This is a genomic window from Enterococcus sp. DIV1411a (genome assembly GCF_050531945.1).
GTDB lineage: Bacteria > Bacillota > Bacilli > Lactobacillales > Enterococcaceae > Enterococcus_B > Enterococcus_B faecium.
On the sequence record NZ_CP172892.1, the window covers coordinates 2,235,001 to 2,251,185 of the forward strand.

The window sequence follows — 16,185 nt, forward strand, 5'->3', positions numbered from 1 at the left end:
CTACTCATACCGGCATTCTCACTTCTAAGCGCTCCAGCAGTCCTCACGATCTGCCTTCAACGCCCTTAGAACGCTCTCCTACCAATACACCTAAAGGTGTACTCCACAGCTTCGGTAATATGTTTAGCCCCGGTACATTTTCGGCGCAGGGTCACTCGACTAGTGAGCTATTACGCACTCTTTAAATGGTGGCTGCTTCTAAGCCAACATCCTAGTTGTCTGTGCAACCCCACATCCTTTTCCACTTAACATATATTTTGGGACCTTAGCTGGTGGTCTGGGCTGTTTCCCTTTCGACTATGGATCTTATCACTCACAGTCTGACTCCCGGATATGAATGAATGGCATTCGGAGTTTATCTGAATTCGGTAACCCGAGATGGGCCCCTAGTCCAAACAGTGCTCTACCTCCATCATTCTCAATTCCGAGGCTAGCCCTAAAGCTATTTCGGAGAGAACCAGCTATCTCCAAGTTCGTTTGGAATTTCTCCGCTACCCACACCTCATCCCCGCACTTTTCAACGTACGTGGGTTCGGTCCTCCAGTGCGTTTTACCGCACCTTCAACCTGGACATGGGTAGATCACATGGTTTCGGGTCTACGACTACATACTCAAACGCCCTATTCAGACTCGCTTTCGCTGCGGCTCCGTCTCTTCAACTTAACCTCGCATGCAATCGTAACTCGCCGGTTCATTCTACAAAAGGCACGCCATCACCCATTAACGGGCTTTGACTTGTTGTAGGCACACGGTTTCAGGTTCTATTTCACTCCCCTTCCGGGGTGCTTTTCACCTTTCCCTCACGGTACTGGTTCACTATCGGTCACTAGGGAGTATTTAGCCTTGGGAGATGGTCCTCCCGGATTCCGACGGAATTTCTCGTGTTCCGCCGTACTCAGGATCCTCCTAGGTGTCTTCCACATTTCGTCTACGGGGTTTTTACCCTCTTTGACTGACTTTTCCAAGTCATTCGACTATCTGAAAGAACTACCATATTGGAGTCCTACAACCCCAACAAGCAAGCTTGCTGGTTTGGGCTTTTCCCGTTTCGCTCGCCGCTACTCAGGGAATCGAATTTTCTTTCTCTTCCTGCAGGTACTTAGATGTTTCAGTTCTCTGCGTCTACCTCGAATGTGCTATGTATTCACACAATCGTAACATCCTATTAAAGATGTTGGGTTCCCCCATTCGGAAATCTCTGGATCATAGCTTACGTACAGCTCCCCAAAGCATATCGGTGTTAGTCCCGTCCTTCATCGGCTCCTAGTGCCAAGGCATCCACCGTGCGCCCTTATTCACTTAACCTTATCAACCTTACGGTTGGGTTTTGATCCTTCTTCTAGCGATAGAAGTTAGATCAAGAAAATAAGCAATTGAACTTATTAAAAAACTCTATCCAGCTCACAAATCAGCCTGTACGGTAAAAAGATCGATCGTCTCATAAAATCAAAGATTTTATGGCCGTCCGCCTATTTTGCTTCAGGCTAAACAATTTGTTCAGCTTTCAAATTCAACGCGGTGTTCTCGGTTTGTATTACTTACATTTACTTCAAATATCCAGTTTTCAATGAACAAAAGTGTTTGAGAGTAAACCTCTCAAAACTGAACAAAGTAAAAACAAATTGTGTAGTCTCCGTAATATTCCTTAGAAAGGAGGTGATCCAGCCGCACCTTCCGATACGGCTACCTTGTTACGACTTCACCCCAATCATCTATCCCACCTTAGGCGGCTGGCTCCAAAAGGTTACCTCACCGACTTCGGGTGTTACAAACTCTCGTGGTGTGACGGGCGGTGTGTACAAGGCCCGGGAACGTATTCACCGCGGCGTGCTGATCCGCGATTACTAGCGATTCCGGCTTCATGCAGGCGAGTTGCAGCCTGCAATCCGAACTGAGAGAAGCTTTAAGAGATTAGCTTAGCCTCGCGACTTCGCGACTCGTTGTACTTCCCATTGTAGCACGTGTGTAGCCCAGGTCATAAGGGGCATGATGATTTGACGTCATCCCCACCTTCCTCCGGTTTGTCACCGGCAGTCTTGCTAGAGTGCCCAACTGAATGATGGCAACTAACAATAAGGGTTGCGCTCGTTGCGGGACTTAACCCAACATCTCACGACACGAGCTGACGACAACCATGCACCACCTGTCACTTTGCCCCCGAAGGGGAAGCTCTATCTCTAGAGTGGTCAAAGGATGTCAAGACCTGGTAAGGTTCTTCGCGTTGCTTCGAATTAAACCACATGCTCCACCGCTTGTGCGGGCCCCCGTCAATTCCTTTGAGTTTCAACCTTGCGGTCGTACTCCCCAGGCGGAGTGCTTAATGCGTTAGCTGCAGCACTGAAGGGCGGAAACCCTCCAACACTTAGCACTCATCGTTTACGGCGTGGACTACCAGGGTATCTAATCCTGTTTGCTCCCCACGCTTTCGAGCCTCAGCGTCAGTTACAGACCAGAGAGCCGCCTTCGCCACTGGTGTTCCTCCATATATCTACGCATTTCACCGCTACACATGGAATTCCACTCTCCTCTTCTGCACTCAAGTCTCCCAGTTTCCAATGACCCTCCCCGGTTGAGCCGGGGGCTTTCACATCAGACTTAAGAAACCGCCTGCGCTCGCTTTACGCCCAATAAATCCGGACAACGCTTGCCACCTACGTATTACCGCGGCTGCTGGCACGTAGTTAGCCGTGGCTTTCTGGTTAGATACCGTCAAGGGATGAACAGTTACTCTCATCCTTGTTCTTCTCTAACAACAGAGTTTTACGATCCGAAAACCTTCTTCACTCACGCGGCGTTGCTCGGTCAGACTTTCGTCCATTGCCGAAGATTCCCTACTGCTGCCTCCCGTAGGAGTTTGGGCCGTGTCTCAGTCCCAATGTGGCCGATCACCCTCTCAGGTCGGCTATGCATCGTGGCCTTGGTGAGCCGTTACCTCACCAACTAGCTAATGCACCGCGGGTCCATCCATCAGCGACACCCGAAAGCGCCTTTCAAATCAAAACCATGCGGTTTTGATTGTTATACGGTATTAGCACCTGTTTCCAAGTGTTATCCCCTTCTGATGGGCAGGTTACCCACGTGTTACTCACCCGTTCGCCACTCCTCTTTTTCCGGTGGAGCAAGCTCCGGTGGAAAAAGAAGCGTTCGACTTGCATGTATTAGGCACGCCGCCAGCGTTCGTCCTGAGCCAGGATCAAACTCTCATAAAAAGTTCGAACAATCTTGCGATTGTTAAGCTCAATTTGTTTGCTAGCATATTGCTTGCTTGTTAAAAATGTTTGTTGTCTTGAATTGAATCAAGACGCCCTACACATTTGGTTTGTCTTACTTTGTTCAGTTTTCAAAGGTCTACTTCATCGAGAGTGTTTCCCGATTCATTTTTGGCTGCCGTAGCAACTTTTATATCATACCAGAGAGACAAGCGATTGTCAACTCTTTTTTAAAAGTTTTTTTCGATTTCGTTTTTCGAAATCTTTCAGCAACTCATTTATCATAACTTATCGTTTGTTATTTGTCAAGAACTTTTTTTGAAGTTTTTTTCGATAGAATCAAGCTTCGCAAGTGGTTCTTTTTAACGACTTAGTTATCTTATCACGTCTAAAAACATGTGTCAACTCTTTTTTGGAATTTTCATAAAATGTTTCAATGAAGCGCGACAACGTTGTTTAATATATCATTAAAAAAAATAAAGGTCAAGCTAAAATATTATTTAAGCTTGACCTTATTATAATTTCAACGATTGTCAAAAGTATTGTTTGCAGCTGTGTTGCCAGTTTCTATAGATAAATCACAGCTTTTGAAACATAAGTTTTGTACTGCTTCGATTCGCCCGAATTCTTTTGCAGTTATTTGGCAATGAGAAAAGCAGACATCTTCTATAGGCTTTTCAGGAAATGCTACTAAATCAAAAGCTCGGGAAGGAAGTGAGTAACCTGGAGAAAGGCATGCCTGTACGTTTTTGATGTGTATGTCTTTGACTTTCGTCATTTGCTTTGATTCAGGTATTTCTTCAGCCACTGCTTGCCAACTTTCTGGCATTTGAGCAAGGTCATTGCTATTTTTTCTATTGGATTCATTATGCCAGTCCATTATCCAAGAAAAAGGAAATTGTACATCAATCATATTCAGATTTTCTACCCTGATATTTTCGATCACTCCCCCTCTTTCTTTTGAAGATTTCATTCGAATACCACAGTCTGACTGAAAAAAATCGATATCGTGAATATATACGTCACTAACTCCAGCACTAACTTCGCTACCAATAGTTACACCGTATCCTGAACGGATTTTACATCTAGCAACCTCGATTCTTGATGATTTTCGATTGACTCTTGCACCATTGCCATCTCTGCCAGACTTAATAGCAATACAATCATCACCACAGGCCAAATCACATTCATAGACACGCACATTTATTGAAGAATCAATATCAATCCCATCTGTACTTGGTCCATCATTGTTGCGGATGATTACTTTTTCTACTAATACATCGTTAGAATAAGTGATTTGCAAGTTCCAAAAACCTGATTTCTGAAAAATCAAATCACGAACAACAACATGTTCTGCATGATACAGTAAACAAGCGCGTGGACGTTTAATAGCATAATCCGCAATCCAACGAAGTCCCTTTTGATCGTATTCAGCTCTTGTCCCGCTTTTTTGATCTTTTCCCCAATACAGCTCCCACCAATGGTCTCCTTGACCGTCGATTATTCCTTTTCCTTCTATAAGAATATCTTTCGCCGAGAGAACATTCAAAATCGCTGCTGGCCATTTCATTTCTACGCCGGCTACTCGTGTATCGATTTCTGGAAATGCTTCGATATCTGTTCTCCCCTTGAGGACTGCACCTTCTTCAAAGATAAGATGACTCTTATCTTTTAAAAAAAGGGCTCCGACTAAATAAATGCCTTTTGGAATAAATACAGGTAAGTGTTCTTTCGCACCTTGATCGATTGCTTTTTGCAGTATTATTGTATCATCTTGTTGAGTGTCGTTTGTTTTAAAGTTCAAAGCATTGATAATCCCTTTTTTTGTCCGCAATACGTTTCTCCCTATCTTTCATTGATTTTTTTCAATTCTTCACCAATAAATACAGTTTTTGAACGATTCAGTGGGTAACCTACTAGCAAAATGATTGCGGATACAAATAAGCAGAATGCTGGTAACAAGTTTGCCATCGTATAAATCCTTTCTTGTACTAAAACTGATTGGATGGCTCCACCTGTTGTAGACGATTGGTAACCAATGAGTGCCAGCATAAATCCGCCTACCGCTCCTGCACATGCTTGTCCTACTTTTCTCGCAAAAGAATTTACTCCATATACTGTTCCATCTTCTCTTAAGCCTGTCTTATATTGATGATAATCAATCACGTCAGTAATGAATGCCCAGACCATCAAATTGAATAAACCAGATCCTAAAGTAGCGATAAATAAAAGAATCAGATATACCCATGCATTTGTTATATGAAGGAAATACATCAGCAAGTACATACATGAAGAAGCAAGTAACGCAAATACGCTTGCTTCCTTTTTACCAAATAATTTTGTCAGCTTTGTAGCAAATGGTGCTAAAACTACTACTGTTCCGTAAGTAAATAAAAGAGCAACAGACATTGCTTGTTTATTATGGAAGTAATCATTGAATAAATAAGTCATATTCGTCCCAGCTAAAATCTGATTGATCACAATGAAAATGTCAACAATGACTAAAATAATCAGTGCTCGATTAGCTAACAAACCTTTTACCAACTGAGAAGCAGATACTTTTTCGTTTTTGACAACTCTTACTCTTTCAGTAGTCAATTTACAAGTTAACATATATGCGACAAATGCTATTGCAGCACATCCGATTGAAATCCAAAAGAAATGATTCCCTGAAACGACTTGTTGTCCACTCTTGTTATGGGTATACATTAAAATCGGAATGAAGAATCCTGTAGTTGATCCGCCAATCGCAGAACCAATGCTTCGGAACGTGGACAACGAGGTGCGGTCATTAGGATTTGAGCTAATTGCTGCTGCCATTGCTCCATACGGGATATTGATTGTTGAGAGAAAAATCCCATAAACAATGTATGAAACAAAAATATAAGCAATCTTCACCGTCATTGGAAGATGTTGGACGAATGGCAAAAACAAAATGACAGTCACTAAGCAAAATGGATACTTCATTTTTCTGATCCAAGGAATAAATCGGCCAGTTTCTGTTAACTCTGAGACATCACATAATCTTCCAACCATCACATCAGCAAACGCATCCAAAATTCTCGAAATCAAGAATAACGTACCTACGATTGCCCCTGAAACGCCAAGAACATTCGTATAATAAATCATCAAGAAACTATTGACTAAACCTAAAATAAAACAGTTACCTAGATCACCGAACATGTAGCCTATCTTATCGGAAATCCCAAATTCCTTTTTTTCTTTTTTTACTGTATTTGCTGTAACAGCATTTTGTGAAAGCATTTGAATTCCTCCTACCTCTTCTAGTAAACGTTTTCAAAATTATAACTCTTTTTTTCTTGTTTTTATATTCACAATGTTGGCTTTTTATTGCATTATCTTGACAGATAAAAAACAAAAAATAATCTAAAAACATTGATGCATAAGATTGATAACTTTTTTTACATAACAATATATACAAACAAAAAAATTCACTAACTAGTGAAAATAAGTTAGTGAACCTCATTTATTAAAGAATTAAATTACAGATGATCTTTTCCATCATACTTGAAAAACTCAAAATCAGCATAACTTCCTCTTTTTTTATTTAGATCATGCACTGCTATCCCGATAAAATTTCCAGTAAACCCTCCTGAGAGTATACACATGTTTTTTTGCGGACCTACTTTCTTCCATTCTTCAGTTGATACGTCTTTCAAATGAAACTGTGCTGTCTCTTTCTTTACAGTGACTTTCAAAAAAGTCTTCTTTTCTGTGAGTGGAATCGTCCAATCTTCTATTTGTGCTACTCCGTTTTCTGATTCTATCATACGTAGGCATTTTCCCTTGTCCTCATTCCAAGTAACATAACAATAAATATAATTGGATTCATTTAAGTACAGTACCAGTCCAGCCATCTGATTAAAATTATTAGGCATGTATTCAAATGCTGTCTCCGCATCAAAAGTAAAATCCGTTTGCCGAATAGCTAACAAATGATGTTCGAAGGTAGATTGAAGAGATTCACCGGAAATCAGACGTAAAAAACCTGGTCTACATTTTGTATCACACCAATCAGCATTTGGCAAAATGCGTCTGGCATTCCAGTTCTTCTTTAGCTCTCCTTCAAATGTATCCATAAACTGATGATCTTTTTCTTGTTGTACCTCTTCATTTGTCTCAATCATTATTTCTTCCATCGGAGTTGTCTGGCTATCTTTAAGTCTTAACCAATCGTCGGACGTCCAATACACTTCTTGAATAGCGGTTTCTCTTCCCAAAATAGCCGCACCGTTTAATGGTCTGGTACAAAGATATGTCATGTACCATCTTCCTGACGGGGTTTGTACTAAGCTCCCATGTCCTGTACATTGCAATGTAGAAGCAGGTTTGTCACTAGCTGTCAGCATAGGAAAACCAGGATCAAGCTCGTAAGGACCAGTAATATTCTTTGCTCGGCAAACTGTAACTGAATGTCCTCTTCCTGTACCGCCTTCTGCCGTCATCAAATAATAATACCCGTTACGAAAATACAAATGTGGTGCCTCCGTTTTCGCTAATTCTGTACCTGCAAATATTTTATAGTTGGGACCATCAAGCTTCTTCTTCTCTGCATCATATTCTTGTAATACGATACCGCTGGATTTATTCGGTGTGTCCAGACGATAATCCCATAGTTCATTGACAAGCCATTTTTTTCCCGTTTCAAGATCATGGAACAAAGAAGGATCAAAGCCGTTACTATTTAAATAAATTGGTTCGGACCAAGGACCTGTGATCTCAGATGCAGTGATCAAATAATTGTGGACATCTTTAAACGGACGGCCTGCACTTTTGACATCTGTGTAAACAAGATAAAACAATCCATCAGCATAACTGATCTGTGGCGCCCATATACTTCCATTTGTAGGATTTCCTTGCAAAGATACTTGAGTGGTCAAAATATCCGTTGTATGTGACCAGTTGACTAAATTTTTCGACTCATATACTCGGATTCCTGGAAGCCATTCAAAAGAGGAGACAATAATGTAATACCGCTCTTTCACTCTTAATATATTAGGATCTGGATTGAATCCTCTTAAAATAGGATTTTTCACTTTGATAGTCTGCATGATTCAGGCTCCTTTTCTCATTCTTACTCGATATAAACTGAATGCCCCAGCTGCGAAATAAAAAAATGCAAAAGGAAACGCAATAAACTGAGTGCCAATCAACAATATGAATCCTGTTATAAAATACAAACCAGTGGCAGTTGTTAAGTATTTTCCTTTAGCAGTCAAAAACAATGCTACTGCTAAAAAAGCAAGTGAAATAAACAACACAACGGCAAACAGACCAGTCATGTCCTGTAATAATCCAAATGTATTTTCTAAAGACAAAGTTGAATGATCTACAGCAAGCGACTGATAACTTTTTTTAAACTCTGACGCAGACATATTACTTAAAGTAACTGCTAACCCGCCAAAGAAAATCAAAGATAGACTGCCACCGACCATTCCTAGCAATAGTTCCCATTTTCTTTTCATTTCTGAACCCCCTGCTTTTCTAAATGTATCCATTCAGGTCTTTTGATCGATGTTTCATAATTGTTATTACGTTCAGAGAATTTGACAGTCTGTTCATTTTTCTTGTCATCCCAATTATCCCAACCAGTTGGGTGAACATGCCCACCTATCTTACACGCTTCAAATAAGACATTTGCATACGGACGCCACGGTCTTCCTAAATAGACGTTTCTAGTATCAGGTTCTGCAGTCAAGGTACAGCTTTCAAAACGATACCCTGTTTTTTGATTTTTCGGCGTAGATGCTGCTGTGATGTATCCAGGATTTTTACTGGCTAAGCTATGGATATGACACTGATGAAAAACGGCATCTGCCCCACCAAATATGAAATCCACCGTTCCTTCAATCCAGCAATATTCATAGGTCTGACGACAATACTCAGGATTGGCAGAAGCCGGTGTACAAAAAGGAGTACCATCTTTTTGCAAATCAGGCAACGGACCCGTGCATAAGGTATCCTGATAACCAGATAGTCGACAGTTTTTTAAAGATACGCGATCTCCTGAATTGAATAAAGCAACAGCCTGTCCTACCTTTTCTCCTGGACCTGCTGTATTTTCGATGTGAAGATTTTCTAATACGACATTCGATCCTTCTAAGAAAAAAGTAGCACTTCGGAAAGTCCCTAACTGGCTACCGTCAAGATACTCCTGTTTTGCAAAACGATTACCGGAGATAACTACTGTTCCTGCTCCCACAAGTTTAAAATTGGATAATCTGCTTTCTATATATTCATCATATCTTCCTTCTTTTACTATCAAGACCTTTGGATGGCTATCCGGCAGGCCTGCCAAATAATCGATTCCTTCTTGGATAGTTTCAAAATCCGTCGGGGTATCTATAGCATTCTTTCCAATTATCAGTTTGTCTTTCATCCTCATAAATGCTCCCTTATGAATTGTTTCCAAATATTTCTCATTTCTTGTGTTTCCATATGACCGCCTGTTAAAGAAAAAGAAGAAAAGTTTTCTGGACTACCCATTGATTGATACTTTTTGTCCAGCCCTTTTCTCAGCTTCAGTACGCCTTCGTCCAAGCACATCGTATCGTTTTTTCCAACTAAGCTAAGACGAGGGCGCGGAGCGATTTTTTCTTGGATTGCTAACGTTGTATAAGCTGTCAATAGATTTGGCACATAGTAATAAAACCCATGATGATCTAGGCGGCGATGTAGCAAAAGTGTTTCGATGTCCACCTGTGCCGCTAGATCAATACAAACTTTGACACGAGAATCCAATGCTGTCACCCACCAGCTTAATAAGCCTCCCATAGAAAGACCAATCGTTGCGAGCCGTTGAGTATCTGTGTCTTCCCTTGTCTCCAAATAATCGATCAAGCTGATCACATCATAAATACGCATTCCCCATAACGTTTTTCCTGTTAATAAAAATTGTTTGAACAACTCGCTTTCAGAAATACCTCCGCGTTCTTCAAATCCCCAAGCATCAATCGACCAAACAGCATATCCCATTCCTGTCAGTACTTCTGCAAAAGATGGAGAAGCTAAGTAAGGAGCACCATGGATCAATTCACTTTTCCCGACTGAAAAATCTCCGCCGTGAGAATGCAGGTAAAGGACCGTCGGAAACGGTCCTTCTTTTTCTGGATAAGCATAGAGGGCTGGTACTGTTTCCAATTCATTTAAGTACAATTGATAGTATTCAAGCATAAAACCGTTTTGTTTTTCTCGGTATAATCGTTTTCCACTAGGGGTATGTCTGCTAGATGGAGCACCTAAAAAATCATTCAACTGCATAAGCAAAGTTTTTACGAACAACCAGTTCATCCATATTTTCTGATTGATTTGATTGGAATTTCTCAATACTGATTTCTTTAGTATTTTCTAATAGAAATGCTGGTCCCTCGTGATTTTCAATCGACATCTGGTTAAAGGAAACCTTACCCGCAAAGCCAATATAAAATCCTTGTCTGCTCATTTCCTCTATTCCTGTCATCATAGCAGGAACACCGGGAACTGCATCTTGGGCCATCGAGACATCGATATTGTCAAATGTGATTTCTTGTATGAATTGTTCCGCTAATCCATAAATAAAACCTGCAGAAGCATGGACATTCCTTGCCGTGATATTCGAAAAATGGATCCTTCTGAATGCTGGTGTCCGTTCATCTATCGGATAAGCCTTTTTTTCCCATACATACGGTTCTTTCCCTCGCGGACCACAGAAATAATAAAGATTCAGTATAAATGGACACATCACATTATCCATGACTATATTGGATACTCGAATATCTTCAACGATCCCGCCTCGACCTCGTCTAGATTTCAATCGTATTCCTCGATCAGTTTCTTGGAAGATACAATTTGAAATGGTAATATTACGAATACTACCACTCATTTCACTTCCTAATACGACACCGCCATGTCCATGGACCATCGTGCAATTTGTGATCGTGATATTTTCGCAAGCGATCCTTTCGTACGTATCTTCAGTCCCTGCCTTGATTGCAATACAGTCATCTCCCACGTCAATATGGCAATTACTAATACGCACATTTTTGCATGATTCTGGATCAATTCCGTCTGTATTTGGTGAATCCGCTGGGTTCAAGATCGTCAAGTTATCAAACGTTGCATTACTGCAAAGAATCGGGTTGATCGTCCAACTTGGTGACTGGATCAATTTAATATCTTTCACAGTAATTCGATGACAGTTATGGAAACTCATCAATTTAGGACGAGGATAAGCGAGATTATCTGGTTCATTTCTAAAAGTATGCCACCATTTTTTTCCATTTCCATCTAATGTACCGAAACCAGTGACAGAGATGTTCTCTACATTTTGAGCATAGATACAGGAAGCATAAACTTTTCGATGGACTCCTTCCCAACGTGAATGAACAACAGGATAATCTTTTGGATCGTCAGAGAATTTCAGAACCGCTCCTGCGCTTAAATGAAGTTCGACATTGCTTTTTAAAAATAAAGCTCCTGTTAGAAATTCACCTGCTGGAACAACTACGGTCCCGCCTCCGTCACTTGCTGCAGCATCAATGGCTTGTTGTATTGCTTCAGTATTCAATTCATCAATTGATGCGCCAAATGTCAAAATATCATACATATTTATAATGCCTCCACTTCAATCAATGCTTGCAAGAATGCACCAACGCCTTTTTGATCATTACAAATAATTGGTTCACTGATGTAGTAAGCATATGAACCATCTCGCTGATCTGCTCCGCCTAACCCTGCTACTTGACAGTTTTTATTCAAGTTCAGCCAGCCTTCTTTTGTTTCCAGAACAAATTCATCAAGTAATCCTTGATGTGATTTCTTCACTTGTGGAAGCCATTCTTCTTTGTTCAGCAGTCCCAAACGTATTCCTTTAGCCATTGCGTAAACAAACATACTACTGCCGGAAGCTTCCAGATAATTTCCTTTCCGTTTTGTTTCTGTTGTTACTTGATACCATGTCCCGCTGTTTTCTTCTTGATATGGAAGTAATGCAGCCAGTGTCTTTTCTAGAATTTCTTTCAGCAAAGAACAATCTGTTTCTTCATGAAGTAATTCATAGGTATCTGCTGCAGCCATCAAATACCAGCCAATCGATCGGCTCCAAAAATGATGGGATAGACCTGTTTTTGGATCAGCCCATGGTTGGACCTTCTTTTCATCCCATGCATGAATCAGCAAATTTGTTTTTGGATCGAATAGATGTTTATAACTGATTTCAAACTGTCTCAAAACATCTTGGTAATCTTTTTCTTCACTAAAATTCTGGATAAATTCAGCATAAAAAGGAGAACCCATATATAAGCCATCCAACCAAATTTGATAAGGATAAATTTCTTTATGCCAAAAAGCTCCTTCGGATGTGCGTGGATGGTTTGCCAACTGCTGGGAAAGGAGTTCTGCTGCTTTTTTATATTTTTCTTCGCCTGTTTCTTTGTACAATAAAAAGAAAAGCTTTCCTGTATTTACATGGTCGATATTGTATTCTTCAACGCTGTAGCCACGGATCGTTCCATCTTCTTGCACGAAATAGTCGATATTGTCTTTTATGAAATCAAAATAAATTTTTTCTTGGGTTCGTTCCCAAAGTAATTGGAACCCTTTAAGTACGACGCCATAGTCATAAGACCATTTTCCTTTATACCACTTTTCTTCATATAAGCGAGGTGTTCTTTCCATGATACTTTTTGCTAATTTCTTTGACCAGTTTTCCATTATTTGCTCTCCTTTAAAAATTAAAATAGGATTTGGGACAAATACCAAGAAGTATTTGTCCCAATCGTCTATATTACTGTGCCGCTGCTTTGTATGCTTCCTCGTACTCTTGTGTGATTCGATCGCCTCCTTGTGCTTTCCAGTCTTCTACAGCTTTTTTGAATCCATCTTCGTCAAGCTGTCCCATGATGTATTGCACCGTAGCATCAATGACGATTTTTTCAATTTCTGATCCTACTTCATTGTTCGTCGGTGAATCCAATGGCACAGAAGGATCCATTACAGCAAATTCTTCATTTTCTTTGATCAATTGATTAGAGAATTCTTTTTCAGGGTCTGTATCTTTGAAAGAGAACGTCACTTCACTAGGACGAGAGCTTGATAACGGTTGCACCTCTTGTTGCCAAAGATCCATATCGATAAATTCGATAGAACCATCATCATTCAATTCATAATGCGTTCCTTCGATACCGCCAGTCATCAATTTATACACATCTTCTTCTAAAAGATCATCAACAAATTGAAGTAATTTCTTCAATTGTGCTTCGTCTTTTACTTGAGATTTGGGAAATGCTAGCAAGCCGCCAATACCATTTCCTTCTGACCAAACATGATAACCGCCGCCTTCACCATCTGAGATCTTGTTTACAGGCACTAATTCCATATCATCTTGAATATCTTGACCCATCGTCTTCAGATTCTTGATATCCACCATTCCAGTGTAGATTCCAGTTCTTCCTTGTGCAAATTGTTCTTGCTGATCAGTCTTTTGGGTAACTGCAAAGTCTTGTGCCAAATAGCCATTCTCAAATAGATCTCTTGAAAAATTCAAAGCTTTCATATACTCTTCTGTATCAAATTCTGGAGTGAATTTGCCATTATCGTCTACAGCCCAGCCATTTGGTGCTCCAAAATAAGAAGTGAAAAGTTTAAAGCTGGTATAACGAATATCACTAGGCGCACGATCGCCAAAACCAACTGTGTCGTCCACACCATTTCCATCAGGATCGTTTTCTGTAAATTGTTTAGCTACTTCATAAAGCTCATCCATGGTAGTTGGAACATCTAGTCCTAGATTATCCAACCAGTCTTTTCGAATGACTAAGCCAGCACGAGCGTAGTCTTTTTGTATCGGTACGCCGTACAAGGCACCGTCGATACTCGCAGCTTCGATTCTATCTTCAGAAATTTGACTTAAATTTTTATAGTCTTTTAAATATTCTGATACATCCCAGAATACGCCTGATTTTAACGCATTGCGGACAGAAGAGTTTTTCAACATCGCAATTTGAAGTGTAACGATATCTCCTAGTTCATCAGAAGCCAATGCAGTTGTTAATCTTTCTTCTTTTGAAGCATCAGGAATCCAGTTGAATGTCAGTTCCGTATCGGTTTTTCTTCGATCAAGTTCACAATCGTGTCTGTAGGCGGTGAAGCATGATGCAAAATATTTAACCAAGTGATTTTAGCTTTTCCATCTTCTGTCTCTGAAGAACTGTTACTTGAACTGCTGCCGCATGCGGCAAGTGCTAGAATTCCTGCAAAACTAAGACCTAATTTTACGAGCGTTGCTTTTTTCATAAATTTTCTCCTTCACTGTTTTAATAATATTTTTGTTTTCTTCTGTTTTTTCTGTATATGAGTTCTTCCATTCCAAATGGCAAAATATAGAATTTGCTGTCCACGTGACTGCGGAAAAGAAGAGACTGCCACCGATAAAGGTTAAAACACCTGGCATTGTTTGGATGATCATCAGATAAATCCCTACCATACTTAATATCAACACTAATGAGTAATGAAGATGTGAGAATCCGAATAAAAATGCCATTTTCATTTTGAAAAAATATCCTTTCCAATCATAATGAGCCATGATTGGGAAAATATAGAGTGCTGAGAGCACATATATGAACGCAGCAATATACAAAGCGATCCTAAGATACCAATTGTGTATGAAAGAAAGATCCACAAGTAAAACAATCCCGATGGCGCCATATATCCAGCTCATCAGCAAGGTTTCACGATAGTTTTCTTTAAAATATGTGAAGTACGTTTTCGTCAAAGGAAACGTTTCTTTTGAGCGCAGCCATTTTCTAATCACTGCAACCATCGCATACGATGCAGGACCGAAAGTAAAAACTCCCAAACCTGCGATGACTAAACCGCCCCACAGAAAATTCAAATAAACCAACTGTAAAATACGATTTAGCCTTCCGTTTATTTTATCTAATGACTGCAGCATATCTTTCCCTCTCTTTCTATCTTAGTAAACGCCGTCTTCTCCTAGCTTTTTGGCAATCTTATTAGCTAAAATTACCATAAACAATCCTACGACCCCTTTAAACAATCCCATTGCTGTACTGAAACTTAACTGTCCATTCTTCAATCCAGCTGTATAAATATAGGTGTCGAAAATTTCTGCAACGCTTCGATTCAATGAATTCAATAACAAGTACATATGCTCGAACCCTAAGTCTAATGTCTGACCGATTTTTAGAATCAGCAAGGTAATGATTACTGGACGAATTGCCGGCAATGTAACATGCCATGTTTTGCGTAAGCGTCCTGCTCCATCCATTTCTGCAGCTTCATACAACTGTGTATCGACTGCAGTTATCGCTGAAAGGTAGATGATCGTAGACCAGCCCAACTCTTTCCAGATCACTTGTCCGATATATACTGTGCGTGTCCATTCAGGGGATGTTAGAAAACTGATTTTTTCAAATCCCATTGTTGCAAGGAATTCATTCAATACCCCTCCGTCAACATTCAAAAATACATAAGTAATCGAAACAATGATTACCCAAGACATGAAGTGAGGGATGTAAATGATCGTTTGAATCCCGTTTTTCAATCGTTTGTTCGTTACTTCATTTAATAGTAAAGACAAAATGATTGGCATCGGAAAAAACACGAAGATATTTAATCCGAACAAGATCAACGTATTTCTTAATAATGTAAAGAATGTCGGTTCTGTAAACAAACGAATGAAATGTTTGAAACCGACCCAAGGACTTCCCATTATTCCTAAAAATGGTTGATAATCTTGAAAAGCAATAACGAGTCCCCCCATAGGAAGATACCTAAAAATCAAGAAATAAAGGACTCCCGGCAGAATCATCACATTTAAAAATTTATTCGTTTTGATTCCTGCAATTATTTTTTTTCGTCTTCTGAGCTTTTCTTCTTTTTTCGATAGCGTCAGTTGAAATGGTTCTTGTTTCTTTACACTTTCCATAAGCCCCTCCTTAGTTTTGTGAATGTTTGC

The 16,185-nt window shown here is 40.1% G+C and carries 10 protein-coding genes, 2 rRNA genes and 1 pseudogene (1 of these 13 only partly in view); all 13 read right to left on the reverse strand.

What is annotated here, in order from left to right:
• Positions 1 to 1,305 (reverse strand): 23S ribosomal RNA (locus IGJ87_RS10870); it reaches 1,610 nt to the left of the window's first position.
• Between the two features lie 344 nt (positions 1,306 to 1,649).
• Positions 1,650 to 3,209 (reverse strand): 16S ribosomal RNA (locus tag IGJ87_RS10875).
• The 16S and 23S rRNA genes sit together here, the layout of an rRNA operon.
• A gap of 523 nt (positions 3,210 to 3,732) precedes the next feature.
• The gene (locus IGJ87_RS10880; protein ID WP_113787945.1) at positions 3,733 to 5,043 is read right to left on the reverse strand and encodes a glycoside hydrolase family 28 protein; all 1,311 of its coding nucleotides are present in this window, start codon (positions 5,041 to 5,043) and stop codon (positions 3,733 to 3,735) included.
• An 11-nt stretch (positions 5,044 to 5,054) separates the two neighbouring features.
• Positions 5,055 to 6,473 (reverse strand): MFS transporter, encoded by a 1,419-nt coding sequence (locus IGJ87_RS10885; RefSeq protein WP_002303182.1) that lies wholly within the window; start codon positions 6,471 to 6,473, stop codon positions 5,055 to 5,057.
• Between the two features lie 239 nt (positions 6,474 to 6,712).
• A complete protein-coding gene (locus IGJ87_RS10890) occupies positions 6,713 to 8,281 on the reverse strand; it encodes a glycoside hydrolase family 43 protein (protein WP_113787946.1) in 1,569 nt (522 codons plus the stop codon).
• 3 nt (positions 8,282 to 8,284) lie between these two features.
• Positions 8,285 to 8,695 (reverse strand): DUF4064 domain-containing protein, encoded by a 411-nt coding sequence (locus IGJ87_RS10895; protein WP_002286025.1) that lies wholly within the window; start codon positions 8,693 to 8,695, stop codon positions 8,285 to 8,287.
• A complete protein-coding gene (locus IGJ87_RS10900) occupies positions 8,692 to 9,615 on the reverse strand; it encodes a pectinesterase family protein (protein ID WP_002286024.1) in 924 nt (307 codons plus the stop codon). Before IGJ87_RS10900 ends, IGJ87_RS10895 begins: the two co-directional genes overlap by 4 nt.
• On the reverse strand, positions 9,612 to 10,490 hold the full coding sequence (locus IGJ87_RS10905; protein WP_002294494.1) for a dienelactone hydrolase family protein: 879 nt from the start codon (positions 10,488 to 10,490) through the stop codon (positions 9,612 to 9,614). The genes IGJ87_RS10900 and IGJ87_RS10905 overlap by 4 nt, the downstream gene beginning before the upstream one ends.
• Positions 10,477 to 11,814 carry a glycoside hydrolase family 28 protein gene (locus IGJ87_RS10910; RefSeq protein WP_002286021.1) on the reverse strand — a complete coding sequence of 446 codons (1,338 nt, stop codon included), beginning with the start codon at positions 11,812 to 11,814 and terminating at the stop codon, positions 10,477 to 10,479. Before IGJ87_RS10910 ends, IGJ87_RS10905 begins: the two co-directional genes overlap by 14 nt.
• A 2-nt stretch (positions 11,815 to 11,816) precedes the next feature.
• A complete protein-coding gene (locus tag IGJ87_RS10915; RefSeq protein WP_002286016.1) occupies positions 11,817 to 12,920 on the reverse strand; it encodes a glycoside hydrolase family 88/105 protein in 1,104 nt (367 codons plus the stop codon).
• Positions 12,921 to 12,993: 73 nt separating this feature from the next.
• Positions 12,994 to 14,501 (reverse strand): annotated as a pseudogene (locus IGJ87_RS10920) (extracellular solute-binding protein).
• A complete protein-coding gene (locus IGJ87_RS10925; RefSeq protein ID WP_002286012.1) occupies positions 14,467 to 15,159 on the reverse strand; it encodes a YesL family protein in 693 nt (230 codons plus the stop codon). Before IGJ87_RS10925 ends, IGJ87_RS10920 begins: the two are co-directional and overlap by 35 nt.
• A gap of 21 nt (positions 15,160 to 15,180) precedes the next feature.
• Entirely contained in the window at positions 15,181 to 16,155 is a 975-nt protein-coding gene (locus IGJ87_RS10930) for an ABC transporter permease (protein ID WP_430609461.1), read from the reverse strand.
• Between the last annotated feature and the right edge of the window lie 30 nt (positions 16,156 to 16,185).